Source organism: Streptomyces sp. NPDC058001 (genome assembly GCF_042886315.1).
Classification (GTDB): Bacteria; Actinomycetota; Actinomycetes; order Streptomycetales; family Streptomycetaceae; genus Streptomyces.
In genome coordinates this window covers 41,331-67,974 of record NZ_JBHVQT010000002.1, presented here as the reverse complement: position 1 = coordinate 67,974, position 26,644 = coordinate 41,331, and the positions used below count along the sequence as shown (strand labels likewise).

17 protein-coding genes are annotated in these 26,644 nt (G+C 72.1%); 9 read left to right on the top strand and 8 right to left on the bottom strand.

Annotation, left to right across the window (positions count from 1 at the left end):
- Positions 1–8 precede the first annotated feature (8 nt).
- Positions 9–698, bottom strand: coding sequence for a cell division ATP-binding protein FtsE (ftsE, locus tag ACFVT5_RS03795; RefSeq protein ID WP_389881106.1), 690 nt, complete (start codon positions 696–698; stop codon positions 9–11).
- A gap of 271 nt (positions 699–969) precedes the next feature.
- On the opposite strand from ftsE, the gene ACFVT5_RS03790 reads away from it, so the two are divergent.
- On the top strand, positions 970–1,161 hold the full coding sequence (locus ACFVT5_RS03790; RefSeq protein ID WP_389881104.1) for a hypothetical protein: 192 nt from the start codon (positions 970–972) through the stop codon (positions 1,159–1,161).
- Positions 1,162–1,329: 168 nt separating this feature from the next.
- Here ACFVT5_RS03790 and ACFVT5_RS03785 read toward each other — a convergent pair whose 3' ends face one another.
- From ACFVT5_RS03785 to ACFVT5_RS03770, 4 genes are all read right to left on the bottom strand, one after another.
- On the bottom strand, positions 1,330–1,953 hold the full coding sequence (locus ACFVT5_RS03785; RefSeq protein WP_389881102.1) for a hypothetical protein: 624 nt from the start codon (positions 1,951–1,953) through the stop codon (positions 1,330–1,332).
- Between the two features lie 289 nt (positions 1,954–2,242).
- Entirely contained in the window at positions 2,243–3,349 is a 1,107-nt protein-coding gene (gene prfB, locus ACFVT5_RS03780) for a peptide chain release factor 2 (RefSeq protein ID WP_389881100.1), read from the bottom strand.
- A 553-nt stretch (positions 3,350–3,902) separates the two neighbouring features.
- Positions 3,903–5,144 carry a serine/threonine-protein kinase gene (locus ACFVT5_RS03775; RefSeq protein WP_389881098.1) on the bottom strand — a complete coding sequence of 414 codons (1,242 nt, stop codon included), beginning with the start codon at positions 5,142–5,144 and terminating at the stop codon, positions 3,903–3,905.
- Between the two features lie 134 nt (positions 5,145–5,278).
- Positions 5,279–6,952, bottom strand: coding sequence for a protein kinase (locus ACFVT5_RS03770; RefSeq protein WP_389881096.1), 1,674 nt, complete (start codon positions 6,950–6,952; stop codon positions 5,279–5,281).
- Positions 6,953–7,412: 460 nt separating this feature from the next.
- Here ACFVT5_RS03770 and ACFVT5_RS03765 point away from each other — a divergent pair, with 460 nt between their 5' ends.
- The 4 genes from ACFVT5_RS03765 (at position 7,413) to ACFVT5_RS03750 (ending at position 14,581) form a co-directional block, all read left to right on the top strand.
- Entirely contained in the window at positions 7,413–10,691 is a 3,279-nt protein-coding gene (locus tag ACFVT5_RS03765; RefSeq protein ID WP_389881094.1) for an FHA domain-containing protein, read from the top strand.
- Between the two features lie 224 nt (positions 10,692–10,915).
- The gene (locus ACFVT5_RS03760) at positions 10,916–12,289 is read left to right on the top strand and encodes an ABC transporter substrate-binding protein (protein WP_389881092.1); all 1,374 of its coding nucleotides are present in this window, start codon (positions 10,916–10,918) and stop codon (positions 12,287–12,289) included.
- Between the two features lie 7 nt (positions 12,290–12,296).
- Positions 12,297–13,655, top strand: coding sequence for a carbohydrate ABC transporter permease (locus ACFVT5_RS03755; protein ID WP_389881090.1), 1,359 nt, complete (start codon positions 12,297–12,299; stop codon positions 13,653–13,655).
- Positions 13,652–14,581 carry a carbohydrate ABC transporter permease gene (locus ACFVT5_RS03750; RefSeq protein ID WP_389881088.1) on the top strand — a complete coding sequence of 310 codons (930 nt, stop codon included), beginning with the start codon at positions 13,652–13,654 and terminating at the stop codon, positions 14,579–14,581. The genes ACFVT5_RS03755 and ACFVT5_RS03750 overlap by 4 nt, the downstream gene beginning before the upstream one ends.
- Positions 14,582–14,703: 122 nt before the next feature.
- Here the strand turns inward: ACFVT5_RS03750 and ACFVT5_RS03745 are convergent, their stop codons facing one another.
- The gene (locus ACFVT5_RS03745; RefSeq protein ID WP_389881086.1) at positions 14,704–16,965 is read right to left on the bottom strand and encodes a CDP-glycerol glycerophosphotransferase family protein; all 2,262 of its coding nucleotides are present in this window, start codon (positions 16,963–16,965) and stop codon (positions 14,704–14,706) included.
- 104 nt (positions 16,966–17,069) lie between these two features.
- Between ACFVT5_RS03745 and ACFVT5_RS03740 the strand changes: the two genes are divergently transcribed.
- Both ACFVT5_RS03740 and ACFVT5_RS03735 read left to right on the top strand, forming a co-directional pair.
- Positions 17,070–20,651 carry a CDP-glycerol glycerophosphotransferase family protein gene (locus ACFVT5_RS03740; RefSeq protein ID WP_389881085.1) on the top strand — a complete coding sequence of 1,194 codons (3,582 nt, stop codon included), beginning with the start codon at positions 17,070–17,072 and terminating at the stop codon, positions 20,649–20,651.
- Positions 20,648–22,258 (top strand): hypothetical protein, encoded by a 1,611-nt coding sequence (locus ACFVT5_RS03735; RefSeq protein WP_389881083.1) that lies wholly within the window; start codon positions 20,648–20,650, stop codon positions 22,256–22,258. Before ACFVT5_RS03740 ends, ACFVT5_RS03735 begins: the two co-directional genes overlap by 4 nt.
- A 50-nt stretch (positions 22,259–22,308) precedes the next feature.
- On the opposite strand, the gene ACFVT5_RS03730 is transcribed toward ACFVT5_RS03735, so the two are convergent.
- Positions 22,309–22,719, bottom strand: coding sequence for an organic hydroperoxide resistance protein (locus ACFVT5_RS03730; RefSeq protein WP_389882048.1), 411 nt, complete (start codon positions 22,717–22,719; stop codon positions 22,309–22,311).
- 161 nt (positions 22,720–22,880) lie between these two features.
- On the opposite strand from ACFVT5_RS03730, the gene ACFVT5_RS03725 reads away from it, so the two are divergent.
- Complete coding sequence (locus tag ACFVT5_RS03725; RefSeq protein ID WP_389881081.1) at positions 22,881–23,366, top strand: MarR family winged helix-turn-helix transcriptional regulator; 486 nt, start codon at positions 22,881–22,883, stop codon at positions 23,364–23,366.
- A 131-nt stretch (positions 23,367–23,497) separates the two neighbouring features.
- Here the strand turns inward: ACFVT5_RS03725 and ACFVT5_RS03720 are convergent, their stop codons facing one another.
- Positions 23,498–25,018 (bottom strand): glycosyltransferase family 39 protein, encoded by a 1,521-nt coding sequence (locus ACFVT5_RS03720; RefSeq protein WP_389881079.1) that lies wholly within the window; start codon positions 25,016–25,018, stop codon positions 23,498–23,500.
- A gap of 237 nt (positions 25,019–25,255) precedes the next feature.
- Here ACFVT5_RS03720 and ACFVT5_RS03715 point away from each other — a divergent pair, with 237 nt between their 5' ends.
- Positions 25,256–26,596 (top strand): glycosyltransferase 87 family protein, encoded by a 1,341-nt coding sequence (locus ACFVT5_RS03715; RefSeq protein ID WP_389882046.1) that lies wholly within the window; start codon positions 25,256–25,258, stop codon positions 26,594–26,596.
- The last annotated feature ends 48 nt before the right edge of the window (positions 26,597–26,644 follow it).

The window sequence follows — 26,644 nt, the reverse complement described above, 5'->3', positions numbered from 1 at the left end:
ACGCCGGGTCAGTGCTGGTAGCCGTAGACGCCGCGTGCCTGGTCGCGGACGAGACGGCCCTTCTCCAGCTCGATGACGCGCTTGCGCATCTGGTCCACGATGTTCTGGTCGTGGGTCGCCATCACGACGGTCGTACCCGTCCGGTTGATGCGGTCGAGGAGCTTCATGATGCCGACCGAGGTCTGCGGGTCGAGGTTGCCCGTGGGCTCGTCGGCGATCAGCAGTTTGGGCCGGTTCACGAAGGCCCGCGCGATGGCCACGCGCTGCTGCTCACCGCCGGACAGCTCACCGGGCATCCGCTCCTCCTTGCCGCCCAGGCCGACGAGGTCGAGCACCTGGGGCACGGACTTGCGGATCTCACCGCGTGACCTGCCGATGACCTCCTGCGCGAAGGCGACGTTCTCCGCGACCGTCTTGTTCGGCAGCAGGCGGAAGTCCTGGAAGACGGTTCCCAGCTGGCGGCGCATCTGCGGCACCTTCCAGTTGGAGAGCCTCGCGACGTCCTTGCCGAGAATGTGCACCTGGCCGTGGCTGGCCCGCTCCTCGCGGAGGACCAGCCGTAGAAAGGTGGACTTTCCGGAGCCGGAGGACCCCACGAGGAACACGAACTCTCCACGCTCGACCTCCAGGGAGACTTCCCTGAGAGCGGGGCGGGTCTGCTTGGGGTAGACCTTGGAGACACTGTCGAATCGGATCACGGATGCACCACGGGTCGCCGGGGGTAGGTGTGCGTGACCATACGCGAACCGGGTGGACAAGCGCAGTCGGCGACCGAGGTTGCGTACCGGTTGCGCTTTTTGTCACGGAACGGAACGGCTCGAATCCGTCAGGACCGGGCAGGATACGGCGGGCCGCGCCGAAATCCGCGGAAGCTGGCACAGTGGGAGGGGAACGGTTGCGTTTCCCTGAGCGTTGTGCGGAGAGACAGTCGTTGCGGCAGGGCTCCGCCGCGCGGGAGGAGGAGTGCGCATGACCTATGACCGATTGGTGTGCGCGAACTGCGCGTCCCCGGTCAGTGAGGGCCGGTGCCCCGTCTGCCGGGCCAGCCGTCAGCGGCTGGAGCAGGACGGAAACAGCAACTTCTGGTCCGGTATGAACCCCATGATGCTGATCGCGCTCCTCGCGGTCCTGATCGCGGCCGTGGCCCTGCTGGCCCGCTAGCCGCGTTTCGGACACAGGGGGCCACGGGGGGCCGGACCGGGTCGTAAGGCCCTGAGAACGGCGCATAGGGGCCGAGAACGGCGAGAGAACCGGCGAGAGACACCGAGAAGGGCCCGGAGCGGGTGCTCCGGGCCCTTCTCGTGCGCTCTACTCGCTCTGCCGCCCGGATCAGGCGACGGTGCGGCCACCGCCGGCGAGGCGGGGCAGCAGCCGGAAGCCGACGCCACCGGCGATCATCGCGGCGGCCCCGATCAGCAGGAACGTGGTCTGCGCCGCGCCGGTCTCGGCCAGCTCGTCCTTGGCCGCGCCCTGCCCGGCGGGCGCCGAGCCGGTGTCGGTCAGGCCGGTCTTGCCCTGGCCCTGCTCGACCGGCTTGGAGCCGCCGTCGGGGTTGTTGTCATTGCCCCCGGTGTTGCCACCGTTGCCGTTGCCCGGCTGGCTCGGGTTGCTCGTCGGCTCCTCGGTGGGCTCCGTGGGCTCCTCGGTGGGCTCCGTCGGCTCCTCCGTGGGCTCGGTCGGCGGGTCCGTGGGGTCCGTCGGCGGGTCCGTCGGGTCCGTGGGAGGGTCGGTCGGGTCGGTCGGGATCTCCGAGGTGCCGTCGGTCGGCTCGTCGTTCACGCCCACGTCGACGCCGACGCCGGTCTCGTCGGCGTGGGCGTTGACACCCACACCGCCCAGGCCGACGTTCACATCGAGAGCCGAAGCGGCGCCCGCGGCGGTCAGGGACGCACCGGCGGCGATCAGCGTGCCGGCGGCGATCCGCGCCACGCGGATCCGCGTCTTCTTGGTCATCTGCCTGCTACCCCCAGTAGCTAATGGTGTATGGAGCAGCGCTCGGGGCTTCGTCCTCGGAAGCGACTTCTCATCCCCCCGGTCACACGCGCCCCGAAGATACGCATGCCACGCTCAACCCTTCCCAGTTTTGGCAAAGGCGTCAAGGTCGTTGCGTACGCGATGTCTGGAATAAGGGGAGTTGACCGCCATATGTTCTTGTGCCGGTGACGTAAAAGCCCGACACATGCGACAACTGCCGCCCTCGGGACGGCAGTTGCCTTGTCGACAAAGCTGTGACAGCTGAGTTCTAACGGTCCTGCTGCTTGCGCCAGCGAATTCCGGCCTCCAGAAAGCCGTCGATCTCACCGTCGAGCACGGACTGCGGATTGCCCACCTCGTACTCCGTACGCAGGTCCTTGACCATCTGGTACGGGTGCAGGACGTACGAACGCATCTGGTTGCCCCAGGAGTTGCCACCGTCGCCCTTGAGCGCGTTCATCTTGGCCTGCTCCTCCTGGCGGCGGCGTTCGAGCAGCTTCGCCTGGAGGACGTTCATCGCGGTCGCCTTGTTCTGGATCTGCGAGCGCTCGTTCTGACAGGAGACGACGATGCCGGTCGGGATGTGCGTCAGCCGGACCGCGGAGTCGGTGGTGTTGACGCCCTGTCCGCCGGGGCCCGACGAGCGGTACACGTCGACGCGCAGCTCGGACTCGTCGATCTCGATGTGGTCGGTCTGCTCGACCACCGGCAGCACCTCGACACCGGCGAACGATGTCTGGCGGCGCCCCTGGTTGTCGAACGGCGAGATCCGCACGAGCCGGTGGGTGCCCTGCTCGACGGAGAGCGTGCCGTACGCGTACGGAATCTGGACGGCGAAGGTGGTCGACTTGATGCCGGCCTCTTCGGCGTACGACGTCTCGTAGACCTCGGTCTTGTAGCCGTGGCGCTCGGCCCAGCGCAGATACATGCGCTGGAGCTGCTCGGCGAAGTCGGCGGCGTCGACGCCGCCGGCCTCCGCGCGGATGTTGACCAGGGCCTCACGGGCGTCGTACTCGCCGGAGAGCAGGGTCCGTACTTCCATCTCGTCGAGCGCCTTGCGCACGGAGACCAGCTCGGACTCGGCCTCGGCGAGGGTCTCCGAGTCGTCCTCGGCCTCGGCCAGCTCGAAGAGCACGCTCAGGTCGTCGATGCGGCCCCGCAGCGTCTCCGCCTTGCGCACCTCCGCCTGGAGGTGCGACAGCTTGCTGGTGATCTTCTGGGCCTCGTCCGGGTCGTCCCACAGGGACGGCGCGGCGGCCTGCTCCTCCAGCACGGCGATATCCGCCCTCAGCCTGTCCAGGTCCAGGACGGCCTCGATCGACTCCATGGTCGAGGAGAGGGACTTCAACTCTTCGGAAACATCGACGACTGCCACGCCCCCCAGCCTAACGGCTGCCCGAGTACTACCTCACCGGCGATCCCACCCACCCACCCTCAAACAACTACCCACCCGACGATCCCACCCACCCACCCAAAACCACCAGCAACTCCCACCTCGACACACCCCACCGCAACGTGGGCGGGCGGGCACAACGCACCGGCGCCGGGTGGAGGGTGGGTGGTCGGCCGGGGCCCGTCGCCAGCAGGCCCGCCGCAACCCCGCACCGCTGTGGGCAAGCACACCCCCCGCCCCCGCTGTGGGAAGGCGAGGCGCGCCCTACCCCGCCCTCGTTGTGGGCAGGCGTTCCGCACGGCGATGGGGGTCCCTCCCGCTCGAGCGAAGCCGAGAGTGGGGGAGGGTGGGCACAACGGCAGGTGCCGGGTGCGCGGAAGGTAGGGGGCCCATCGTCGGCAGGCGACCCGCACGCCCCGCCCCCATTACCCCCAGGCCCTTAAGACACCGGGGAGGAACGGGTGGGCACAGCCCAGGTGCCGGGTGCGGCGAAGGTGCGGGGCCCATCGTCGGTAGGCGAGTCCCACACCCGTGGTCAGGGAGTTGCCGGGGCTGAGTGGCCTGGTTCGCGCGGAGTCGCATCCGCGTCGTTGCCCGATGTGGCCAGCCACGTGCCGATGCCGGCGGCGGCCAGTACCGCGGCGGCGGCGCCCAGGGCGATCCGGCGCCGGCGCGCGGAGGCGGCCCGGTGCCGGGCGGAACCCGGGCGGGGGGCACCCGTGGCGCGCGGCACCCGGGCGGTGCCCCGCGCACCCCCGGCCAGCTCGTCCGCCGCGGGCACCCGCATGCTCGTATGCGTATCCCGGTTCGAGTCGGTGGCGTGCCCCGGCACCAGCGGCACCGCCCCGCGCCGAGCGGCCGGCGCCGGACCGGCCTCGGGCACCGGCTCCTCCTCGGCCGAAGCGCCCCCGTCCTCCCCCGCCCCCGGCTCGTCCACGTCCAGCGGCGGCATCCCGGCGAGCGACGGCAACTGCTCCCGCAGCCGGGCCCCCAGCTCCGAGGCGCGCAGCCGGGACGCGGGCGCCTTCGCCAGGCACTGGACGATCAGCTGCCACAGCTCGTCGGAGATCCCGGGCAGCGGTACGACGGTCTCGGTGACATGGCGGCGCAGTACGGCACCGGGGTGCCCCCCGCCGAAGGGCGTGAACCCGGCGAGGAGTTCGTACAGGACCGTCGCGAGGGCGTAGATGTCGACGGCCGCGCGCGGGGGCAGCCCCTCGACGATCTCGGGCGCGAGGTAGTCAGGGGTGCCGATGATCTTCGTGGCGCGGGTCCGGCGGGGCGAGTCGATGAGTTTCGCCACACCGAAGTCGGTGAGCAGCGCCGGATGGGCGCCTGCCGGGCCGAGCGGTCCCTGCATGTCCAGGAGGACGTTCTCGGGCTTGACGTCGCGGTGCACGACCCCGGCCGCGTGCGCGGCGGCGAGCCCGTCGGCGACGTCCGCGACGATGGCAACCGCGGCCTCGGGGGCGAGCCTGCGCTCCCGGTCGAGGCGGGTGCGCAGGTCGGTGCCGCGGACGAGGTCCATGACGAGGGCGAGGTCGTTGCCGTCGACGACCAGGTCGCGGACGGCGACCACATGCGGGTGGGCCAGGCCGAGCAGTGCGGTGCGCTCCTGCACGAAGCGGCCGACCAGCTCCTGGTCGGCCGCGAGGTCCTCGCGCAGCAGTTTGATGGCGACGGGCCCCTCGGGTCCCTCGCCGAGCCACACCGTGCCGGCGCTGCCGCGGCCCAGGATCTGGTGCGCGGTGTAGCGGCTGCCGATCTTCCGTGCCAAGACTGCTCCTACGGACGCGTGTTGGCGACAAAGCTACGCGTCCGTGACGGCAACCTTCGCACCACCGACGGAAATCACCCGGTGGATGTCGACAAATCACCGAAGTCGCGGCCCCCTTGGGGCATCGCGTCCGCTCAGCCGCTGCCCGTACCGGAGCCCGAGCCGCTGTTCCCGAGGTCCCCGATCCATCCGGTGACCGTCGTGAACCAGTCGGAGAGCTGGGCCCAGTAACCCTTGGACGTACCGATCCAGTCCTGGAGCGGGCTCAGTTCCCAGACCAGCCAGCCCGCGACGAACAGGATGACGACCGTGAACAGACAGCCCTTGAGGCAGCCGAGCCCCGGGATCCGCATCGGGTTGGCGCTGCGCTGCCGGGGCTCGCGAGGGGGCCGCGGCGCGGGCTGCTGCGGCGGCGCGTAGTGCTGGGGCTGCCGCTCGGGCACGGGCGCGGGCGCGTACCGCTGCGGCTGGTGCTGCTGCTGGGGCGCGTACTGCTGGGGCGGCGGGGCCTGCGGCTGCCGGGTCTGGCGGCGCTGCGGCTCGGGGCGCGCGACCTGCCGCTGCGGGCGCCGGCGCAGCGGGTCCTCGCCCGGGTCGAGGTACTGGACCTGCGTCTGCTCGTTGCGGTCACGGGCGGCGCGGAGCTGGTTCTGCCACGGGTGCGGGTCCTCGGGCCCGCCCCCCTGTCCCGGGTCGCCGGGCCCGTGCCGCGGCACGGGCGGCAGGACGGCGGTGGGGTCGGGGGCGCCCCGGTGCGGCATGACGGACGTCGGGTCCGCGTCACCGCCGGCGCCCGGCAGGAAGCTGGTGACGGCGTTCGGGTCGTAGGCGCCCGCGGTGCTCGGCAGGACCTGGGTCGGGTCGGCGGCGCCCGGTGTGTCCGGGACCGGCGCGGGCGACGGGTCGGGGGCGAGCAGGGCGCCGACGCCGTCGGCCGCGGCGATCTGCGCGGAGTTCGCGTGCACGCCGATGCCCTCGGCGACCGTGCGCAGCGCGCGGGCCAGGTTCTCGGCGCTGGGGCGGTCGTCCGGGTTCTTGCTCAGGCAGCGCTCCAGCACCGTCCACAGCGGGTCCGGCACGGTGGAGGGGCGGCGGGGTTCGGCGCTGAGGTGCTGGTGCAGCACTTCGAGCGCGGAGCCGCCGGAGAACGGGGGCCGGCCTGTGACCAGCTCGTACAGCAGGATGCCCGCGCCGTAGATGTCGACGGCGCTGGTCTGCGGGCGGCCCTCGGCGGACTCCGGGGCGACATAGGCGGGGGTGCCGACGAACTCGTGGGTGCGGGTGAGGCCCGGTGAGTCCGCGAGGCGGGCGATGCCGAAGTCGGTGAGCATCGGATGCATCGCGCCGCCGTCCTGCTTGAGCAGGACGTTCGCGGGCTTCAGGTCGCGGTGCACGACACCGTCGGCATGGCTGGCGGAGAGCGCGTCGGCGACCTGGGCGGTCAGCAGGGACGCGGCGACCGGCGAGAAGGGGCCGTTGTCGCGGAGGTAGCGGTGCAGGTCGGGGCCGTCGATGAGGTCCATGACGAGGGCGAGCAGATCGCCTTCGACGACAAGGTCGCGGACCCGGACGATGTTCGGGTGGGTCAGCCGCAGCAAGACGGACCGCTCGCGCAGGAAGCGCATCACGATGTCCGCGTCGCTAGCCAGCTCCTCCTTGAGGACCTTGATCGCCACGGTCTCGCCGGGCTGGCCCGCGACGGCCGCCTCGGCGCCCGCGGCCTCCCGCTGACGGGCCCGCCACACGGTGCCTGTGGCGCCGCGTCCGAGCGGCTCCTCCAGGAGGTACTTGCTGCCTACCGGCCGCACGTCATGCGCTCCCTGCTGCTCTGGCTACGATCCGGGGGCCCTGGTCGTAGGGGCCGGGTGCTGCTAGTCGGTACTCGTCTGGTACGGATGTTCCGACCCACTGTAGTGCCGCCGCGCGGAGCCCCGGCCTGATCGTCGGGTCGGGCACCGGTGGGATGTCCTCCCGATTGCGTACGGTTTGTACCGGCTGTCCCGTACGAGTCCGGGTCCGGATCGGTGTTCGAGGGGAAGACGCGTGCTCGGGGCGGTTGGTTGCCGGGACCGGTCCCAAGGCGTCCGGGCGGGCACTTTTGCGGGCAGAGCCGACCAATCAAGATCACGAACGGGTGGCCGCCGGGCGTGTTGTCGGTGGCAGGTGCGAGGATGCCTCCCGTACTGGCCGTCGTGCCCGAGTGCGGTGGGGGGAATCACAGCGCAGTCCCCGTGCCGGGCACCCGCGCAGAAGGGACCGCTGACGGCGATGCAGATCCGCCTGACCGTCGTCCCCTGGACCGGGGCGCGCCCCGCCGCCCAGGGCCGTGCCGTGCCGCGAGACGTGCTGGTCACCGCGCCCGCCGGGACCGCGCTCGCGGCGGTGGCCTCGGGCCTCGCCACGGCCGTGGCGGGCGGTGACGGACCGGTCGTGGTGTACGCGGGGGCCGACCGGCTCGACGCGCAGCGCTGCACCCTCGGCGAGCCACCGCTGCTCGACGGCGCCGTGCTGTCCCTGGGCGCACCGGCCGACCCCGGCCCCGATCCGTCGGGGGGCGCGGCGCAGTTGCAGGTCGTCGCCGGGCCCGACGCGGGCGGGGTGCATCTGCTGCACGGCGGGCAGATCCGCGTGGGCCGGTCGTCGGGGGCGGACGTCCCGCTGGACGACCCGGACGTGTCGCGGCTGCACTGCGCGGTGACGGTGGCGCCGGACGGCGCGGTCACGGTCCAGGACCTGGGCTCGACGAACGGCACGACACTCGACGGCGCCCCCATCGCCGACCGGCCGGTCCCGCTGCGCCCCGGCGCCCTGCTGCGCCTCGGCGAGTCGACGCTGCGCCTCGCCGCCCCGGGTGAGACGGCGCGGCCCGTACCGACGACGCCCGACAACGAGGGACACGTCCGGGTGCCCGCGCACCAGGACGGCGCCCCGCGCGAGGGGCGCCCGGGAGCCACGGATCCGGCGGCCGGTACGCACCACGCGTACGGCTCGGCGGACTGGGGCGCGTCCGGGGACACGGCGAGGACGGCGGGCGGGTACGGCGAGGGCGGGGGGCCCGGCGCGGTCGATGAGGGCTCGGGGCGGCTGCCCGCGGGTCCGTACGGCGAGGGACCCGGGCACCGGGGGGCCGAGCGCCGTGCCGATGGGTCCTCCGCGCGCGGGGGCCGTCGACTGGTGCCCGAGCAGGGCGGCGCCCCCTCGGCCGAGCGCACATCCCCGGGCTACCCGAATCAGGCGCACGATCCGATACGGAACCCGGCGGGCACTCCCCCGCGCGGGACCGAGCTGCCCCGGGGCGCGCGCCGGCGGGGCGGTCTGTCGGCGTGGGCGCGGCGGTTCGGTCCGGGCGGCCGGGGCGAGCCCGACGGCACCGACGAGCGGGACGGCACGGACATACGGGGGCACGCGCGCGAGACGGCACCCGGCGGTCCGGGCGCCACGACCCCAGCCGACCTCTGGCCCGACCTGGCGGCCCTGCTGCTCACCGCGATCGGCCCGGGACCTCGGCTGTGGGAGCGCGGCACCGGACATCCGGAGGCTCTGGCGGTGCGACTCGGGACCACCGAGCGGCACGCGCCCGACGGCACCGGACCGCTGCCCGCCGTGCCGGTCACGGTCGGGCTGCGTGAGGTCGGCGGGCTCGGTCTCGCCGGGCCGCGCGCGCGGCTGGCGGGACTCGCCCGGTCCGTCGTCGCGCAGCTTGCCGCGCTGCACGCGCCGGAAGTCCTGGACATCGTCCTGATCAGCACGGACCGTTCGCGGTCGGCCGGTGAGCGGGCCGCCGAGTGGTCCTGGCTCGGCTGGCTCCCGCATCTGCGGCCCACACACGGCCAGGACTGCCGGCTGCTGCTCGCGTACGACCGGGACCAGGCCGCGGCCCGTACGGCGGAGCTGCTGCGGCTGCTGGAGGAACGCGCCGAGCGGGGCACGGCGCCGGGCAGTGCCGATGGGGCCCGTGGTCCCGGCGAGGCACCCTGGAGCGCGCCCGCCTCGTACACCGTGCTCGTCGTGGACGGGGACCCCGGTTCCGCGTCGCTGCGAGAGGCCGTGGGGCGGCTGTGCGCCGAGGGCGGTGCGGTGGGGATCCATGTCGTGTGTCTCGCCGAGACCGACCCGGCGACGGCGGCCTCGTCCGTCGAGCGGACCTACGAGACGGCGTGCGCCGTGTCGCCCGTCTTCCGGGACTGCGGGGCCGCCGCGCTGCTCAGCGGGGACGTGGCCACCGCCCTGCGGCTGCTGCGCGTCGCACGCGGCAGGATCGCCGGGCAGGGCACGGTCGCGTCGGTGGACGCGGTGTCGGCGGCCTGGGCGGAGCGTTTCGCGCGGGCGCTCGCCCCGTTGCGCACCGAGGGCTCCGGCGCCGAGCGGCACCCACGCGTGTCCACGCCACTGCCCCAAGTCGCCCGCCTCCTGGACGAGTTGGGCCTCGCGCGGGCCACCCCGGCGTCGTTGATGGCGCGGTGGGCGGCGGCGGCCGACGACACCGAGGCACTGGGCGGCCGGGCCTGGGCGGTGCTGGGCGCCGGACCGCGCGGCCCGGTCTGCGTGGACCTGGCGCACGAGGGTCCGCATCTGCTGGCCGAGGGACCCACGGGCAGCGGGCGCACCGAACTCCTGCGCTCGGTGGCCGCGTCGCTCGCCGCCGCCGAACGCCCCGACCGGCTCGCGATCGTGCTGATCGACGGCCGGGACACGGCGGGCGGCGCGAGCGGGGGTACGGGCGCGCTGGCGTCCGGTGGTGCTAGCGGGCCGGGTGACGGTCTTGGCGTGTGCACGGAGCTGCCGCATGTCACGACGTATCTGACGGCCAACGACCCGGTGCGGATGCGGGAGTTCGCGCAGTCCCTGACCGCCGAGCTGAAGCGCCGCGCCGAACTCCTCGGCCGGCTCGGCTTCGCCGACTGGCACACACAGCGCGAGGTCACGAACCGGATGGTGGCGCAGCGCGGGGGCGCCGCTGACCTGGACCCGCCGCCGAGTGCGACGCTGCGGCTGCGCCCTTCGGCGTCCCCCGCACGGACGGACCCGGGGCCGCCGCTGCCGCGCCTGGTCGTCGTCGTCGACGACTACGACGCGCTGCTCGCACCGCCGTTGGGCTCCCCGGGGCGTCCCGCGGCCGGTTCCGTGGTGCGCGCCCTGGAGGCCGTGGCGCGGGACGGGGAGAGGCTCGGTGTGCATCTGGTGGCGGCGGCAGGCCGGGGCGAGCGGGTCGCCGGTACGGAGCTGGCGCTGCGGGCCGGGCTGCGGATCGGCCTCGACGCACCGGGCGCCGGACCGGAGGATCCGGCGCCGGGCCGGGGCGTACTGCGGGGCGCGGACGGCCGGGTGACGGCGTTTCAGGCAGGTCGGGTGACCGGCCGGATCCCCCGGACGGCCACCCTGCGGCCGACGGTCGTCGCGCTGGACTGGGCGCGCATGGGCGACCCGCCGACCCGCCGCCCGGTCAGGGAGCTGGGCAACGGCCCGACCGACCTGGCGCTGCTCGCCAGCGCCCTGGAGCGGGCGGCCCGTTCGGTCCACGCGTCGGAGGTAACGTCCCTCCTGTGAAAGCGGTTGCCCCTCACCCTCCGTGAGGGGCACGCTTCTCGCCGGACACGACTTCGCCGCACCGCCCGGCGTTTGGGGGGTCCATAACGACCCCGTCACGACCGTTCGATTGAGCGGGCCGCCGCCCTTGCCGCCCCTGTCGGGCCGGGACTACACCAGACCCACGGGACAGCGTTCGCAAGGCAAGTACGCGCGATGAAGCGCGGGAATTGGGCGGGGCAGTGATGCGCAGCATCTATTGGCAGCGTAGGGGCAGGGCCCAGGTAGGGGCGGCGGTCGTCGCGGGGGCGCTCGCGCTCACCCTCACCGCGTGCGGCGGTGACGGCGGTGACAAGAAGGACGACGCGAAGAGCACTCCGAAGGAGAGCAAGGCTTCTCTCCAACTCCCCAAGCTGGACGGCGAGGAGATCTCGGTGGCCGCCGTGTGGACGGGCGCCGAGCAGGCCAACTTCAAGAAGGTCCTGGCGGAGTTCGAGAAGCGTACGGGCGCGAAGGTGACGTTCGTCCCGGCGCCGGACCCGATCATCAACTTCATCGGGGCGAAGGTCGCGGGCGGCTCGCCGCCGGACGTCGCGCTGGTGCCGCAGGTCGGCGCCGTCAAGCAGGCGGTCGACAAGAAGTGGGCCAAGCCGGTCGGCGCGGAGGCGCAGGCGCAGCTCACCAAGAACTTCGCGCAGGGCTGGCAGGATCTCGGCAAGGTCGACGGCACCCAGTACGCCGTGTACGTCAAGGCCGCCAACAAGTCGCTGATCTGGTACAACACCAAGGTCTTCGAGAACGCGGGCGCGACGGAGCCGAAGACCTGGAAAGAGTTCATGACGACGGCGCAGACCGTCTACGACTCGGGTGTGACCCCGGTGTCGGTCGGCGGCGCGGACGGCTGGACGCTCACGGACTGGTTCGAGAACATCTACCTCTCGCAGGCAGGGCCGGAGAAGTACGACCAGCTCGCCGCGCACGAGATCAAGTGGACCGACCCGTCCGTGAAGGACGCGCTCACCACGCTCGGTGAACTCTTCGGCAAGAAGGACTTCATCGCGGGCGGCAACAAGGGCGCGCTCCAGGTCGAGTTCCCGCGCTCCGTGGAGCAGACCTTCACGGGCGGCGACCAGCCGAAGGCGGGCATGGTCTTCGAGGGCGACTTCGTCGGCATCAACGTCACCGAGGCGAAGGCCGAGGTCGGCGTGGACGCGAAGGTGTTCCCCTTCCCGGCCGTCGGTGACAAGTCGCCGGCGATCAGCGGCGGTGAGGCGGCGATGCTGCTGAAGGACTCCAAGGCGGGCCAGGCCCTGCTGACGTTCCTCGCCTCGCCCGACGCGGCGGAGCTGTGGGCGAAGCAGGGCGGCTATCTGTCGCCGAACAAGAACGCCGACCTTGCGGCGTACCCCAATGACGTGCAGCGCAACATCGCGAAGGCGCTCATCGACGCGGGCGACGACTTCCGCTTCGACATGTCGGACCAGGCCCCGCAGGCGTTCGGCGGCACGCCCGGCAAGGGCGAGTGGAAGGCGCTCCAGGACTTCCTGCGCAACCCGAAGGACATCGCGAAGATCCAGGCGCAGCTTGAGTCCGACGCCGCCAAGGCGTACAAGGACTGATCCGAGGATGACGTCGGTTTCCGCGGGGGATGTCGCCGGTCGTCCGGCGGCTCCCCCGCCCTCCAGCAAACGCAAGAGCGTGACGGGTACGCGTAAGACGGTGGCGGTGCTGTTCCTGCTGCCCGCCGTGGTGCTCCTGGGCGCGCTCGTGGTCTACCCGATCGGGTACTCACTGGTCCGCAGTTTCCTCTCCGACTCCGCCGGTGGCGGTTTCGCCGGATTCGACAACTACACAGAGGTGTTCAGCGACGACGGCATTCGCACGGCCCTCAAGAACAATGTGTTCTGGATCGTGTTCGCGCCGACCGTCGCGACCGCGCTCGGTCTGGTCTTCGCGGTCCTGACCGAACGGGTCCGCTGGGGCACGGCGTTCAAGCTGGTCATCTTCATGCCGATGGCCATCTCGATGCTCGCGGCCGGCATCATCTTCCGGCTGGTGTTCGACCAGGACCCGGAGCGGGGGGTCGCCAACGCCGTGTGGGTGGGCGTGCACGACACCTTCGCCGACGCCTCGGCGTTCCCGAAGGCGCACCCGGGCCGTCAGTCGCCGCTGGAGAGCGCGGGCGGCGGCGCGTTCGTCACGAAGGATCCGGTACGGGCCGGCGTACCGGTGGCGCTGCCGCTGGTCGGGGTCGCCCCGGACCAGATGCCGGGCAGTGCGAAGGCCGCGAAGGCGCCGGCGGCGGACCCCGGGAAGGTGACCGGGACGACCTGGCAGGACTTCACACGCGGCAAGGGCGTGGGCAAGCTCGGCGAGGTCGACGCGGCGGAGCTGGGTTATCCCGGGATGCGGATCGAGGCCGTCAAGGACGGCAAGGTCGTGGACTCGACGAAGGCCGCGAGTGACGGTTCCTTCACGCTCTCCGCGAAGGCGGACGGCGCCCAACTGCGGCTGCCGGGCTCGAACTTCCGCGAACCGTACAACGGAGTCGACTGGCTCGGCCCGACTCTGGTGACGCCCTCGATCATCCTGTCGTACGTCTGGATGTGGGCGGGCTTCGCGATGGTGCTGATCGCGGCGGGGCTCGCGGCGGTGCCCAGGGAACTCCTGGAGGCGGCGCGGGTGGACGGCGCGTCGGAGTGGCAGGTGTTCCGCAAGGTCACCGTGCCGCTGCTCGCACCGGTCCTCGCGGTCGTCCTGGTCACGCTGATGATCAATGTGCTGAAGATCTTCGACCTGGTCTTCATCATCGCCCCGGGCTCGTCGCAGGACGACGCGAACGTGCTGGCGCTCCAGCTCTACCGGTCGGCGTTCAACGACGGGAGACCGGGCGTCGCGAGTGCGATCTCCGTGATCCTGCTGCTGCTCGTCATCCCATTGATGCTGTTCAACATCCGGCGGTTGAGGCGGGAGGGGCGGCGATGACCACGCAGAGCGATGCCGCACAAAGTGGGGTGCTGAAGACCGCGCCCGGCCCGGCCGCCGGTTCGGTCACGGCGAAGGAGTCGCTCGGCTCCCGGATCGCGCAGTGGACCAGCGGTGGACTCGTCCGGGTCTTCCTGATCGTGGTCGGCCTGTTCTGGCTGGTGCCGACGATCGGGCTGCTGTTCTCCTCGCTGCGCGCGCCGGACGATCTGGCGTCCAGCGGCTGGTGGACGGTGTTCAGCGAGCCGTCGAAGCTCACCTTCGAGAGCTACTCGACGCTGCTCGACAACCCGGCGATCACGGACTCCCTGTGGAACACGATCCTGATCACGGTCCCGACGACCGTCCTGGTGGTGGTGATCGGCTCCCTCGCGGGCTACGCCTTCGCCTGGATGGAGTTCCCGGGCCGCGACTGGTGGTTCCTCGGTGTCGTGGGCCTGCTGGTGGTGCCGGTGCAGGTGGCGCTGCTGCCGATCGCGAAGCTCTTCGGCGACATCGGAGTCTTCGGCTCGATCATGGGTGTGGTGCTGTTCCACGTCGGCTTCGGGCTGCCGTTCGCGGTGTTTCTGCTGCGGAACTTCTTCGCGGAGATCCCCCGGGAACTCCTGGAGGCGGCCCGGCTGGACGGCGCCGGTGAACTGCGGCTGTTCTTCAAGGTGGTGATGCCGCTCGGCGGGCCCGCCATCGCCTCGCTCGGCATCTTCCAGTTCCTGTGGGTGTGGAACGACATGCTGGTCTCGCTGATCTTCGCGGATGCCGCGAACCAGCCGATCACGGTGGCGCTGCAGACCCAGGTCCGGCAGTTCGGCAACAACATCGATGTGCTGGCGCCCGGCGCCTTCATCTCGATGGTGATCCCGCTGGCCGTGTTCTTCGCCTTCCAGCGGCAGTTCGTCTCCGGGGTGATGGCCGGGGCGGTCAAGTAACACCTGCCTGTGAGGGAGGGGCGTGCCCACGGGGTGCGCCCCTCCCTCGCTGTGTCTGTCAGGTGCGGTGTCTGTCAGGTGCCGGCTCTGTCGAGTGGAGGCTCTGTCAGGTGCCGGCTCTGTCAGGTGCCGGTCGTTTCCTCGCCCAGGAACACCCGTCGTACCACCCGCTCGGCGGCGCGCCCGTCGTCGTACGGGCAGAAGCGGGCCCGGAACGCCTCGCGGAGCTTGGTGGTCGCCGGGGTGTTCCAGGCGCCCTGGCGGAACAGGTCGACGAGTTCGTCCTCGGAGGTGGCGACGGCTCCGGGGGTGTCGCCGGGGTGTCCGGAGAGCAGGTCGAAGTAGGTGCCGCGGGCCAGCCGGTACGCCTGCCAGTCAGGCGCGTAGGTGACGATCGGGCGGTCCAGGCAGGCGTAGTCGAACATCAGGGACGAGTAGTCCGTGATCAGGGCGTCGGCGGCGACGCAGAGGTCCTCGACGCTCGGGTGTCCGGTGACGTCGAGAAGTCCGGGGTGGTCGTTCAGGCCGGTGCCGGCGCCGTAGAAGTAGTGGGCGCGGACGAGGACGACATGGCCGGGGCCGAGGGCGCGGACGAAGCGTTCCAGGTCGAGGCGGGGCAGGAAACCCTTCTGGTAGTCGCGGTGCGTGGGCGCGTACAGCAGGGCCGTGTGGTCGGGCGGGATGCCGAGGGCGGCGCGGACGTGGGCGCGGTGGTCGGCGCCGGCGCTGAAGTAGACGTCGTTGCGCGGGTAGCCGAGTTCCAGGGCGCGGTAGGACGTCGACGGGTAGACGCGCTCCCAGATCTCGGTGGAGTGCGGGTTGGACGAGAGGCTGTAGTCCCACTGGTCGGTGTGGTCGAGGACCTTCTGGAAGCTGATGCCATGGGTCCCGGCCGGGTAGCGCCGCTGGTCGAGGCCCATCTTCTTCAGCGGTGTGCCGTGGTGGGTCTGGAGGTAGATCTGGCCGGGGCGCTTGGTGAAGCCGCCCGGGAAGCTGGAGTTGTTCACGAGGTACGTGGCACGGGCCATGGTCTGCCAGTAGCGGCGGGAGCCCTCCACGACGTAATCGACGCCCTCGGGCACCCGCTCCTGGTGCTGCCCCGACACCACCCACACGCCCCGGATGTGCGGGGCGAGTTCGCGGGCCTTGGCGTGGATGGCGGCCGGATTGCAGGAGATGCCGCGGTTCCAGTAGGCGCCGTAGACGGCGAGATGGGGGTCGAGGCCGCGGCGCAGGTCGGCGCGGTAGGCGGCCCGCATGACCTGGCCGCGCAGCTTCTTCTTGTGCCGCTTCAGCCGGACGGCCATCCGCCGGCGCCGGGTGTCGGCCTTGCGGAGCTTGTCGTACGTGAGGAAGGAACCGGCGGCCAGGGCGCGGGCCTCGGCGGTGGCGGGGGTGTGTCCGGCGGGGGCGTGCGCGCGGTGCAGCCGGGCGGCCTCGCGGAAGAAGTCACGCCGGTCGGCCTGCCGGACCCGGCCGGTGTCGGTGAGCACGGCGAGCAGCCGGTCCGCGAGATACGGGAAGAGGCGGGCGCGGTCGTCGGCGCCGATGCCGGTGAGCAGGGTCTCGTACCGCTCGAAGAGGGTGAAGTGGGCGCGGCCCGGGGTGGTGGAGACACTGCCGCCGCGGCGTTTGCGCCAGCGCACACAGACCCGGTCGAGTACGGCGACGCGCTCGCCCGCGAGGAGGACGGCGCGGTGTACGGGGACGATGTCCTCGTAGGGGGCGTGGTCGGCGAAGCGGAGGGTGTGGGCGGTCCAGAAGGCGCGGCGCACGACCCGGTTCCAGGCGGCGGGGGTGACGGCGAGCGGGTCGGCGGTGAGGTTGTCTTCGGCGGGGCGCACGGTCTCCCACCAGTCGACGGTGTCGTGTCCGAAGATCAGTACGTCGGGGTCGGCGGCGCGGGTGAGGGCCCGGTCGAGGGCGGCGAGGGCGCCGGGCAGCAGGAGGTCGTCGCCGTCGAGGAAGAGGAGATAGTCGCCGCGGGCGCGTTCGGCTCCGATGTTGCGGGCGGCGCCGGTGCCGGAGTGCCGGTCGAGGCGGACGAGTTGCACGCGCGGGTCGCGCTCCGCATACTCCGCGGCGATCGCGGCGTCCGCGTCGGGCGACGCGTCGTCCACGACGATCACTTCGAGGTCGGCGGCGCCGGTTCCGCAGGGGCCGGTGGCCTCTGGTCCCGAGGGGGCGGTGGCGTCTGGTCCCGAGGGGCCGGTGGCGTCTGGTCCCGAGGGGGCGGTGGCCACCCCGTCCGATGGGGCGGTGGCCCATCCTTCCCCGGGGACGGTGTCTCGGGTTCCTGCGGACTGGCCGAGCACGGATTCGAGGCATTCCCGCAGATACCCCTGGACGCGGTGGGCGGGGACGACGACGGAGAAACGGCACATATCTCCCGAAGGTAGTCAGCGAGGGAGTAGGTGTCGAAGACCTTCCGTCACCCGGAAGGGTGATCAGAGGCAAAGAAAGTGACAGAAACGGGAAAAGGCGACAAATGCCTACTGTCACCGCGCAACCCCGTCTCACCGTCGTCGTACCCGTCTACAACGTCGAGGAATATCTGGCGGAGTGCCTGGAGTCGATCGCCGGGCAGACCTTCCCCGACTTCGAGTGCCTGTTGGTGGACGACGGATCCACCGACGACAGCCCCCGTATCGCCCAGGAGTTCGCCGCCCGCGACCCGCGCTTCCGCTATCTGCGCCAGGAGAACGCGGGGCTGAGCGCCGCGCGCAACACCGGGGTCCGGGAGTCCTCGCGTTCCACCGCGTTCCTCACCTTTGTCGACAGCGACGACATCGTGGTGCACGACGCCTACGAGCGGATGATCACCAGCCTCGACACGACCGGCTCCGACTTCGCGACGGGCAACGTCTGGCGGCTCGGCGAGCGCGGCCGGTACCAGGCATGGCAGTACACCTGGCTCACCGCACCACGCGAGGCCACCCATGTCACCCGCGATCCGGATCTGCTCGCCGACCGGGTCGCCTGGAACAAGGTGTTCCGCCGGGCGTTCTGGGACCGGCACGGTCTGACCTTCCCCGAGGGCAAGCTCTACGAGGACACGCCGGTGATGATCCCGGCCCACTTCCTCTCCGGCGCGGTGGACGTCCTCGCGGACCACGTCTACTACTGGCGGGTGCGCGAGGGCTCGATCACCCGGCGGCGCACCGACGTCAAGGGCGTCCGCGACCGGATCGCCGCCTGCGACCACGTCAGCCGCTTCCTGTCCGTGCACGCGCCCGCGCACAAGAAGACCTACGACGCGTCCTGTCTGCGCGACGACTTCCTGTACTTCCTCGACGGCCTGCCGATGGGCGGCCCGGAGTACCGGAACACCTTCCTCGACGGCACCGCCGAATTCCTCCGCCGGGCCGCCCCCGACGTGGTCGCCGACCTGCCCGTCGACCTGCGCGTGAAGTGGCAGCTGGTACGGGAACGCCGGCTGCCGGAACTCGTCGCGCTGCTCGCGGCGGGACAGCGCGGCCAGGACGCCTTCCGGGTACGCGGATCGGTGCGGCGCCGGGCCGAGTACCCGGGCGTGGGACCCGTACCGGAGAAGACCGCGCGGCTGCGGCGGGGGGACCTGCCGGTGATCGCGCGGGTGCGGGATGCCGGCTGGCAGGACGACGGCACGCTGCGGATCAGCGGCTACGCCTATGTCCGCAACCTGGAAGCGAGCAAGCCCGGACCCTCCGGCAGGAACGCGCTCTCCGGCAAGAACGGACTCTCCGGCAGTAACGGGCACTCCGTCAGGACCGGGCTGCTGAGGGCCACGCGCAACCGCACGCAGGTGCGCCGGGTGCCGGTGCGGACCGTGATCGACCCGGTCGCGACCGAGAACTCCCGGCAGCGGCTGCACTGTTACGACGCGTCCGGCTTCGAGATGACGATCGATCCGGAGCAGCTGAAGATCCGGGGCCGCTGGCGCCCCGGCACCTGGCTGCTCGGCATGGTCGTCGCCGGGCACGGCGCCGTCCGCCGCTCCGCCGTCCGCGCGATCGACGCCGCCGCGGCCCGCTCCGTGGTCCGCGAACTCGGCAACGGCATGCGGCTGACGCTCGGCTACAACCGGGGCCGCCTCGTCCTGCGCATCACCGAGTACACGGCCCTGGTCCAGGCCCACCGGCGGGACGGCGACGACCTGGTCCTCAGCGGCCGGGTCCGCGGGATCGCGCCGACCGCGCTGCGGCTCACCCATCCGGGCGCCGGAACCGAGTTCGACTACCCGGTCACCCTCAACGGGGAACGCTTCGAGGTCCGGCTGCCGGTCACCGCTCTGGAGGACGTCCCTCCCGCCCCGCACCGGGCGCCCAAGGAGGTCGAACCGCCGCACGGCGACCGCTGGCAGGTCAACCTCGTCCTGCCCGACGAGACCTTGAAGTCCGTCGCCGCCGCCCTCGCCCTGCCGCCCGGCCGGTACGCGACCCGGCCGGGCCGCGAGGTCTGCGCGATGGCCAACGACCGGGGCCAACTCGTCGTCGAACTCACCCGCCAGCCCTTCGCATCCGAGCTGACCTGGGCGAACGACGGCACGGTCACCCTGTCCGGGCCGATGGCGGACGCCAGTTGGGGCCCCGCCGAACTCGTCCTGCGGCACAGCGGACTCGGCGAGGAGATCACCGTCCCCCTGGAACGCGGACCCGACCGCTTCACGGCCCGCTTCACCCCCGGCGGCGGGGCGCTGTTCGAGGGAAGCTGGTACGTGTTCCTGCGCGAGACGACGGTGGGGGACGCGCCGGGGGCAGGGGATGTCCCGGCGGCGGAGGGCGCCGTACTGGCGGCGCGTGCGGAGGACGGGGTCCCGGTACGGCTCCTCGCACCGGTCGCCGCGGGGTTGCCGGTGCGACGGGCGAGCGGTGGACGGGCCGGCGGCGGACGGGAGTTCACCCTCGACGTACGGTTCGGCGACCGCCTGGTGGTACTCGCCGGTTCGGTCCTCGCCCCCGAGGAACGCGGCGCGTACCGGAGCCACCGGCTGCGCACCCTGCACTATCCCGCCCAGCGCGCCCTGCCGCTGCGGGACGCGGTCCTGTACTTCGACGGGGACTCGCCGCGCGCGGTCCACGACGAACTGGTCCGGCGCGGCACCGAGGTCGAGCACCTGTGGGTGACCCGCGACCGTCGCACCCCGGTACCGCCCGCCGCCCGGGGCGTCGAGGAGTACAGCACGGCCTGGTACGAGGCGCTGGCCCGCTGCCGCCGTATCGTCACCGCCGGACACCTGCCGGACTGGTTCGAACGGCGCACCGGCCAGACCGTCGTCCAGACCTGGCACGGGGCGCCCCTCAAACGGGTCGGCGCCGACCTCACCGACACGCTCTACGCCGACCACGCGCACCTCGACCTGCTGCCCGCCCTCTCCCGCCAATGGGACGTCCTCGTCTCCCCGAACCGGTTCTCCACCCCCCGTCTCACCCGCGCCCTCGGCTTCGAAGGGGAGGTCCTGGAGGCCGGTTCCCCGCGCAACGACCTGCTGTTCGCCGACGACCGCGACAAGATCGCCGAGCGCCTCCGCAGGAAGCTCGGCATCGAACCGGGCCGCCGCGTCGTCCTGTACGCGCCCACCTACCGTGACCACCTCCCGCACTCCCATGGCCGGTTCCGCTACGACGGCGCCTTCGACTTCCGCGCCGCCGAACGCGCACTCGGCGAGGACCATCTGCTCCTGGTCCGCAAGCATCCGCTGACGTCGGGCCGGCTGACCGGTGCCCGCGCCCCCTTCGTCCGCGATGTCACGGACCATCCACGCGCCGCCGAACTCCTCCTCATCGCCGATGTGTTGGTGACGGACTACTCCTCTCTGATGTTCGACTTCGCGCACACCGGCCGCCCGATGCTCTTCCACACCTACGACCTGGCGCACTACCGCGACACCGTCCGCGGCTTCTACGTCGACTTCGAGGCGGGCGCCCCCGGCCCGCTGCTCGCCTCCACCGACGAGGTGATCGCGGCCCTGCGCGACCTGGACGGCACCGCGGCCCGGCACGCGGAGGCATACGCGGCCTTCCGCCGGGCGTACTGCGATCTGGACGACGGTCAGGCCACCTCCCGGGTCGTCGAACGGTTGATGCGATGAGTTCCGGTCTGCTGGAGAAGAGCGGTGCGCGGGGCGCGACCGCCTTGCGGGGCGGCCGGTGGCACCCCTCCCCCTATCTCGTGTTCGGCGCCCTGTTCTGGGTGGTGATGACGCTGGCCTACTGGCGGGTGCCGATGTGCTGCGACTTCGGTCAGCACGCGGCGGTCGTCGAACGGCTCAAGGCGAATCTGCTGCACCCCCGGCACCCGATGGCGGACCTGCCGGGCGCGGGCAGCCCCTACTACTCGCCCTACGCCGTGGCGCAGGCACTGTTCGCCCGGCTGACCGGACTCGCCGGCTGGGAGGTCGTCAAACTCACCGGCCCGCTGAACCTCCTCGTCCTCCTCACCGGCATCGGCCGCTTCGTCCGGACCCTGACCCCGCACCGCTGGGCGCCGGTGTTCGCGCTGTACGCGATGGTGCTGCTGTGGGGCACCCGGATGGCCTGGTGGAGCGGCTATCTGGGTCTGATGTCCATGACGGGCAACCTGGCCTATCCCTCGACGTTCGCCATCGGCCTCACTTTCTGGATCTGGTCCTGGACAGCCCACCTCACCCGCACTGAGACCCGCACAGGCACTCACACCCGCACCGGCACCCGCACTGAGACCAGCACCGGCACCGGCACCGACGCGGCCCCCTTCTGGCAGTACGCAGCCGTGGGCGCCCTGACCGGTCTGACCCTCCTGATCCATCCGATCACGGCGGTGGGAACGGTGACCGGGGTGGTGGCGTTCGCCCTGTCCCGACGCACCGGCCGTAAGGACGGACAGCTCAAGAGGTGGGGGTTGGCACTGGTCACGGCGGGCGCCCTCGCCGCGATCTGGCCGTACTACTCCGTCTTCTCCCTGGTCGGAGACCAGAGCGTGGACGCGATGCACCGGCAGCTCTACCAGGAGATGCCGGCCCGCTTCTGGCTGGCGGCAACCCTCGGTCTCCCCTCCCTCTACCTCCGCTGGAACCGCGACCGCCGCGACCCCCTGGTCCTGATGTTCGCCCTGAACTGCGCGGTCATCGCCTATGGCTGGGTCACCGGCCACTACACCTACGGCAGGATCATCGGCCTCACGCTCGTCCCCTTGCAGTTCGCGCTCGCCGTGGAGCTGACGGTGCCCCGGCCCTGGTCGAGGGCGCGCCGGGCGCTCGGGGTGGCCGCGGTGGCCGGTGCCCTTGTGGGGTTCCTGACCATTCAGGCCGGTGCGGTGGTGCCGCGCGCGCTGGACCCGATCGGTTTCGACCAGCCGCCGCGCTGGCCGACGTACACCTGGGCGGCGCGGTACATCGCACCTGGCGAGGTGGTGCTGACGGACGGCTACCGGCCGACCCGGTCGCTGCCGGCGTACGGGCCGAACCTGGTGGCGCCCGCCTGGCCGGACCCCGCCCTGGACGAACGTGAACGGTCACGGCGGATGTCCGCCGTCCACACCTATCTCGCCCCGACCTCGTCCCGCGCCGAACGGGAGTCCATCGCCCGGCGCTATCACGTGCACTGGCTGCTCCTCACCCGTGGGCAGCGGCTGCCTCCGGAGGCGGTCGTGGTGGCCTGGAGCCGCAAGACGGGCGAGGTGCTGGCGCGGGTCAACGGGGGCGCGCCGAGGGAGGGGTGAGGGGTGAGGGAGAGATGAGGGCCGGATGAGGGCGGGGTGACCGCCGGGCCCTACTCGACGACCAGCTCGACGGGAATGTTGCCACGGGTGGCCCGGGAGTAGGGGCAGACCTCATGGGCCTGCTTGACCAGCTGCTCGCCGACCTCGCCGGCGAGGGATTCGGGCAGCTCGACCCGGAGGGTGACGGCGAGTCCGAAGCCGGGGCCGTCCTTGCCGATGCCGACCTCGGCGGTGACGGACGCCTCGCTCGTGTCGACCTTCGCCTGGCGGCCGACGAGGCCGAGGGCGCTGGCGAAGCACGCGGCGTATCCGGCGGCGAAGAGCTGTTCGGGGTTGGTGCCCTCGCCATTTCCACCCAGGGCTGGGGGCATGGCCAGGGCCAGGTCAAGTTGACCGTCGGAGCTGACGGCGCGGCCCTCGCGGCCGTTGGCGGTGGCGACAGCGGTGTACAGCGCGTCCATGGGGAACCAGACCTCTCTCATGTCGGCGGCCCGCCTCGGACCGCCCTCTGGATCAAGTAGAGCACACAACCCAGTTGTGCACAACCGAGCTATGCGAAACTGAGCAGCGCGAAATCAAATGGTGCGAAATCGAGTGATGTGCGGCGAGCTACACTGGCCGCATGACGTCCGCGACCCCGCACGACCTCGACGAAGTGCCCGAGGAGGAGTTCCTCCGCCTCGACCGGCAGATCTGCTTCTCCCTGCACGCGGCGTCGCGTGCGTTCGGCGGCGTGTACCGCGTGCTGCTCAAGGAGTTGGGGCTCACCTATCCGCAGTACCTGGTGATGCTGGTGCTCTGGGAGCACGGCGAGCAGCCGGTGAAGCGGCTCGGGGAGTATCTGCGGCTGGATTCCGGGACGTTGTCGCCGCTGCTGAAGCGGTTGGAGGCGGCGGGACTCGTGCGGCGGGAGCGGAGCGTTCTGGACGAGCGGTCGGTGCACGTGCACCTCACCGGTGAGGGGATGGCGCTGCGTGCCCTGGCCGTCCGCGTGCCGCGCCGCATCGCCGAGGCGACGGGGTTCGACCTGGCGGAGATCCAGGACCTCCACACCCGCCTGGACCGCCTGACCCAGGCCCTGGACACGGCGACCGTGGGCACCGAGTAGCCGACTCTCTCGGCGAAATGCGTGGCGGCTCCCGGCGAGGGGCCGGTCAGGTCTGGGGGCCGGTCAGGTCCGGTGGCCGGTCAACTCCAGGAGCAAGCTCAGCTCCGGGAGCCCGTCAGGTCCGGGGGCGGTCACGTCCGGGGCGCGGGTGTATTCGGCAGGCGGATGTAGAGGCGCAGTCGTGCGCCGTGCCCCCGCCGCTCCTCCCGCACGGCGAACTCCCTCTGGAGCACGTCCCGTTTGGCGCGTTCCGTCGAAGTGGTCGGGTGCCAGTCGGGGCCGGCCGCGTAGGACTCGGTCAGGACCCAGACCCGGGTGAGCGGGGCCAGTCGGCGGCGGAGTTCGGCCGGCCCGACCTCCCGCCCGTACAAGGTGCCGGAGGCAGCCGCCGCCGAGCGGAGCGCCACGTCACGGGTGCCCAGGAAGCCCTCCGGGTACACCAGTTCCGTGCGGCGCCCGATCGACGGCATGTACAGCACCGCGTCCCCCGCCCGGAGGGCACCCGTCGCCATCGCCGCCACGGCCGCCGGATCGTCGGGCCGTTCGGTGGCCAGCCGGTCCGCCCGCAGCAACGGCACCTGCCACCAGAAGGCGAGTCCCACCACCGCCGCCCCGAGCAGCGCGCCTGCCGCCCGATGGGGCACCTGCCCCGGCGGCCGGAACCCCCGTACCACCCCGGCCAGCCGCTCCCCGCCCGCCGCGGCCAGCAGTGGCGCTCCGGCCAGCGAGAACAGCACATAGCGCGCGTCGTACAGCGGCCACACCTGGGAGATCGAGAGCAGCGTCGCCGGCGGCACGACGAGGAGCGGCACGGCGACCGTCACCAGGGTCGGCCGCCCCTGACGGCTGGACGACCGCCACGCGCCCGCCCAGCCCGCCGCACCCGCCCCGCTCACCGCGCTCACCGCCAGCGCCGCCAGGCCCAGTTGGACCGCGACGACCAGCGGCGCGGGCCCGGTGAAGTCCCGTAGCAGGGCGACCGCGTCGCCCCCGGTGGGCCGCCGGAGCCAGGACAGTTGCGCGGACTGCCCGCGCGAGACGAGCACCAGCGGCAGCGCGGCCACGCACACACCGGCCGCCGCGCACCCCCACCCCCGCCACCGGTCACCCGCCACGCGCGCGAGGAGCAGCGTCACGGCGTGCGCGAGCAACATCAGGACGGCCAGTTCGTGCAGCAGTACGGTGCCGCCCACGACGGCCCCGTAGCCGAGCCAGGCGCGGACCGTTCCGGTACGGACGGCCCGTACCAGCAGAAGGGTCGCCGCCAGGGCGCCGGCCGCGACGAGCGCGTACGAGCGGCCCTCCTGCGCGTAGTGGCCGGTCATCGGCGTGACCGCGTACAGGAGGCCCGCCCACAGGCCCACGCGCGGGCGCGCGAGGCGGGTGCCGAGGGCGCCGACCAGGCCGGCCGCGACGGACGCGGCGAGGGCCGACGGCAGCCGCAGGACCACCTCGCCGGGGTGGACGGCGAGTACGGCGTGCATGGCGAGGTAGTACGCGCCGTGCACCGCGTCGACGGTGTGCAGCAGGTGCCAGATCTCCGGCAGGGACCGCCGCGCCACCTGGAAGGTGACCGCCTCGTCGCGCCACATGCCGCCCCGGTCGATGCCCCACAGCGCGAGCGCGAGCATCGTGAGGGCGGGTACGAGCACGGCCACAGTGCGGGACGCGGGACGGGCCGCACCCCGACGCCGCACCCGCGGCAACTGAACGACCTGAACCACCATGTGCCCGATTTTGTGCCGATAGCGACTCATTAAGCCGTATCGACAGGCTGTCACACACTTTGTCGGCTTACGCTCCGCTCGATGACGCACGAGACGCTCGCCCCTCAGAACGCCCCCGCGGGCTCCCGTACGCTCCCGCTCCCGGCAACCCGCCACCGTCTGATGGCACTCGGCGCCGGATGGCTCGGCACGCGCGCGCTGATGCTGTGGCTCCTGCTGCGGGACGACGCCGGATGGCTCGGCTCGGGCGGGGTGTCGCGCGAGGTGCACCAGTTGTACTTCCACTGGTACGGCGTGCTCAAGCAGGGCGGCTTCCCGATGGCCGATCCGCTGTGGCAGTACCCGCCGGGCGCGGGTCCTGTCCTGCTGTCGCCGGGACTGCTGCCGTGGCTGACGTACTTCCAGGCGTTCGTCACGCTCACCCTGCTCGCCGACGCAATCGTCACCGTCGCCCTCGCGCGCGCGGGCACGCGTCCCGGGCGGACCCTCGCCGGGGCCCTGATGTGGACGGGCGGCCTGCCGCTGCTGCTGCACGTTCCGCTCGCCCGGTACGACGTCCAGGTCACCGCGTTCGCCGTCCTCGCCCTCCTCGTGACGGCACGCTCCCCGCGCGTGGGCGGTGTCTTCGCGGCGTTCGGGGCAGTGATCAAGGTGTGGCCGGCACTGACTCTCCTCGGCACGCCACGCGGGCGTGCCACGCGCGCGGCGTGGACGGCGGCGGCCGTCGCCGTCGGCGCCTCGATGACGGCCCTCGCGGTCACCTTCCGCCATCCGCTGGAGTTCCTGGGCGAGCAGGGCGCGCGCGGGGTGCAGATCGAGTCCCTGGGCGGCACGCTGCTCGGCGTGGCCCGGCGGCTGGGCTGGCCGGGCGAGGTGCGCTACCGGTACGGGGCGATGGAGTTCACCGGGCCGTACGTGGACGCCGTCGCGGGCGTCTCGCTCGTGCTGACGGTGGCCGCCCTCGGGCTGCTGCTCATGTGGCGGCTGCGGGCACGGCACTGGAACGAGGCGACGCCGTTCGACGCGGCGCTCACCGCGGTGCTCCTGTTCACCGTCACGAGCCGGGTGATCAGCCCGCAGTACATGGTGTGGCTGATCGGCCTCGCGGCCGTGTGCCTCACCTCGCGGCACACCACGCAGCGGCCCGTCGCGCTCCTGCTCGCCGCCGCGACGGCCACCAGCACGGTGGTGTATCCGGTGCTGTACAGCGAGGTCATCGCGTCCACCTGGGCCGGCTGTCTGCTGATGCTGCTGCGCAACGGGCTGCTCACGGCCGCGACGGTGCTGTCCTTCCGGCGGCTGTGGCACTCCACGCGCGCGGGGCGGCCGACAGCGGCCGAGGGCTCCGCCCAAAGCGTGGGGTCCACCCAGAGCGTCGGCTCCGCTCAAAGCATCGACTCCGCCGAAAAAGCCGACTCCGGACGAAACGACATCGACTCAGGACAGAACACCGGATCCGCACAACCGGCGGGGCCTCTCGGCCGTCCAACAAAAAAAGCGTAGGAATCCTCTCAACCGATACTTACCGGATGATTACCCGCACCGCCTAAG

Bases quoted from the DNA above. Each gene is read 5' to 3' on its own strand.
- ACFVT5_RS03785 (WP_389881102.1), bottom strand. From the start codon at position 1,953: ATGACCAAGAAGACGCGGATCCGCGTGGCGCGGATCGCCGCCGGCACG.
- ACFVT5_RS03745 (WP_389881086.1), bottom strand. From the start codon at position 16,965: ATGTGCCGTTTCTCCGTCGTCGTCCCCGCCCACCGCGTCCAGGGGTAT.
- ACFVT5_RS03730 (WP_389882048.1), bottom strand. From the start codon at position 22,719: ATGGACGCGCTGTACACCGCTGTCGCCACCGCCAACGGCCGCGAGGGC.
- ACFVT5_RS03755 (WP_389881090.1), top strand. From the start codon at position 12,297: ATGACGTCGGTTTCCGCGGGGGATGTCGCCGGTCGTCCGGCGGCTCCC.
- ACFVT5_RS03750 (WP_389881088.1), top strand. From the start codon at position 13,652: ATGACCACGCAGAGCGATGCCGCACAAAGTGGGGTGCTGAAGACCGCG.
- ACFVT5_RS03740 (WP_389881085.1), top strand. From the start codon at position 17,070: ATGCCTACTGTCACCGCGCAACCCCGTCTCACCGTCGTCGTACCCGTC.
- ACFVT5_RS03735 (WP_389881083.1), top strand. From the start codon at position 20,648: ATGAGTTCCGGTCTGCTGGAGAAGAGCGGTGCGCGGGGCGCGACCGCC.
- ACFVT5_RS03725 (WP_389881081.1), top strand. From the start codon at position 22,881: ATGACGTCCGCGACCCCGCACGACCTCGACGAAGTGCCCGAGGAGGAG.
- ACFVT5_RS03715 (WP_389882046.1), top strand. From the start codon at position 25,256: ATGGCACTCGGCGCCGGATGGCTCGGCACGCGCGCGCTGATGCTGTGG.
- ACFVT5_RS03765 (WP_389881094.1), top strand. From the start codon at position 7,413: ATGCAGATCCGCCTGACCGTCGTCCCCTGGACCGGGGCGCGCCCCGCC.
- ACFVT5_RS03760 (WP_389881092.1), top strand. From the start codon at position 10,916: ATGCGCAGCATCTATTGGCAGCGTAGGGGCAGGGCCCAGGTAGGGGCG.
- ACFVT5_RS03790 (WP_389881104.1), top strand. From the start codon at position 970: ATGACCTATGACCGATTGGTGTGCGCGAACTGCGCGTCCCCGGTCAGT.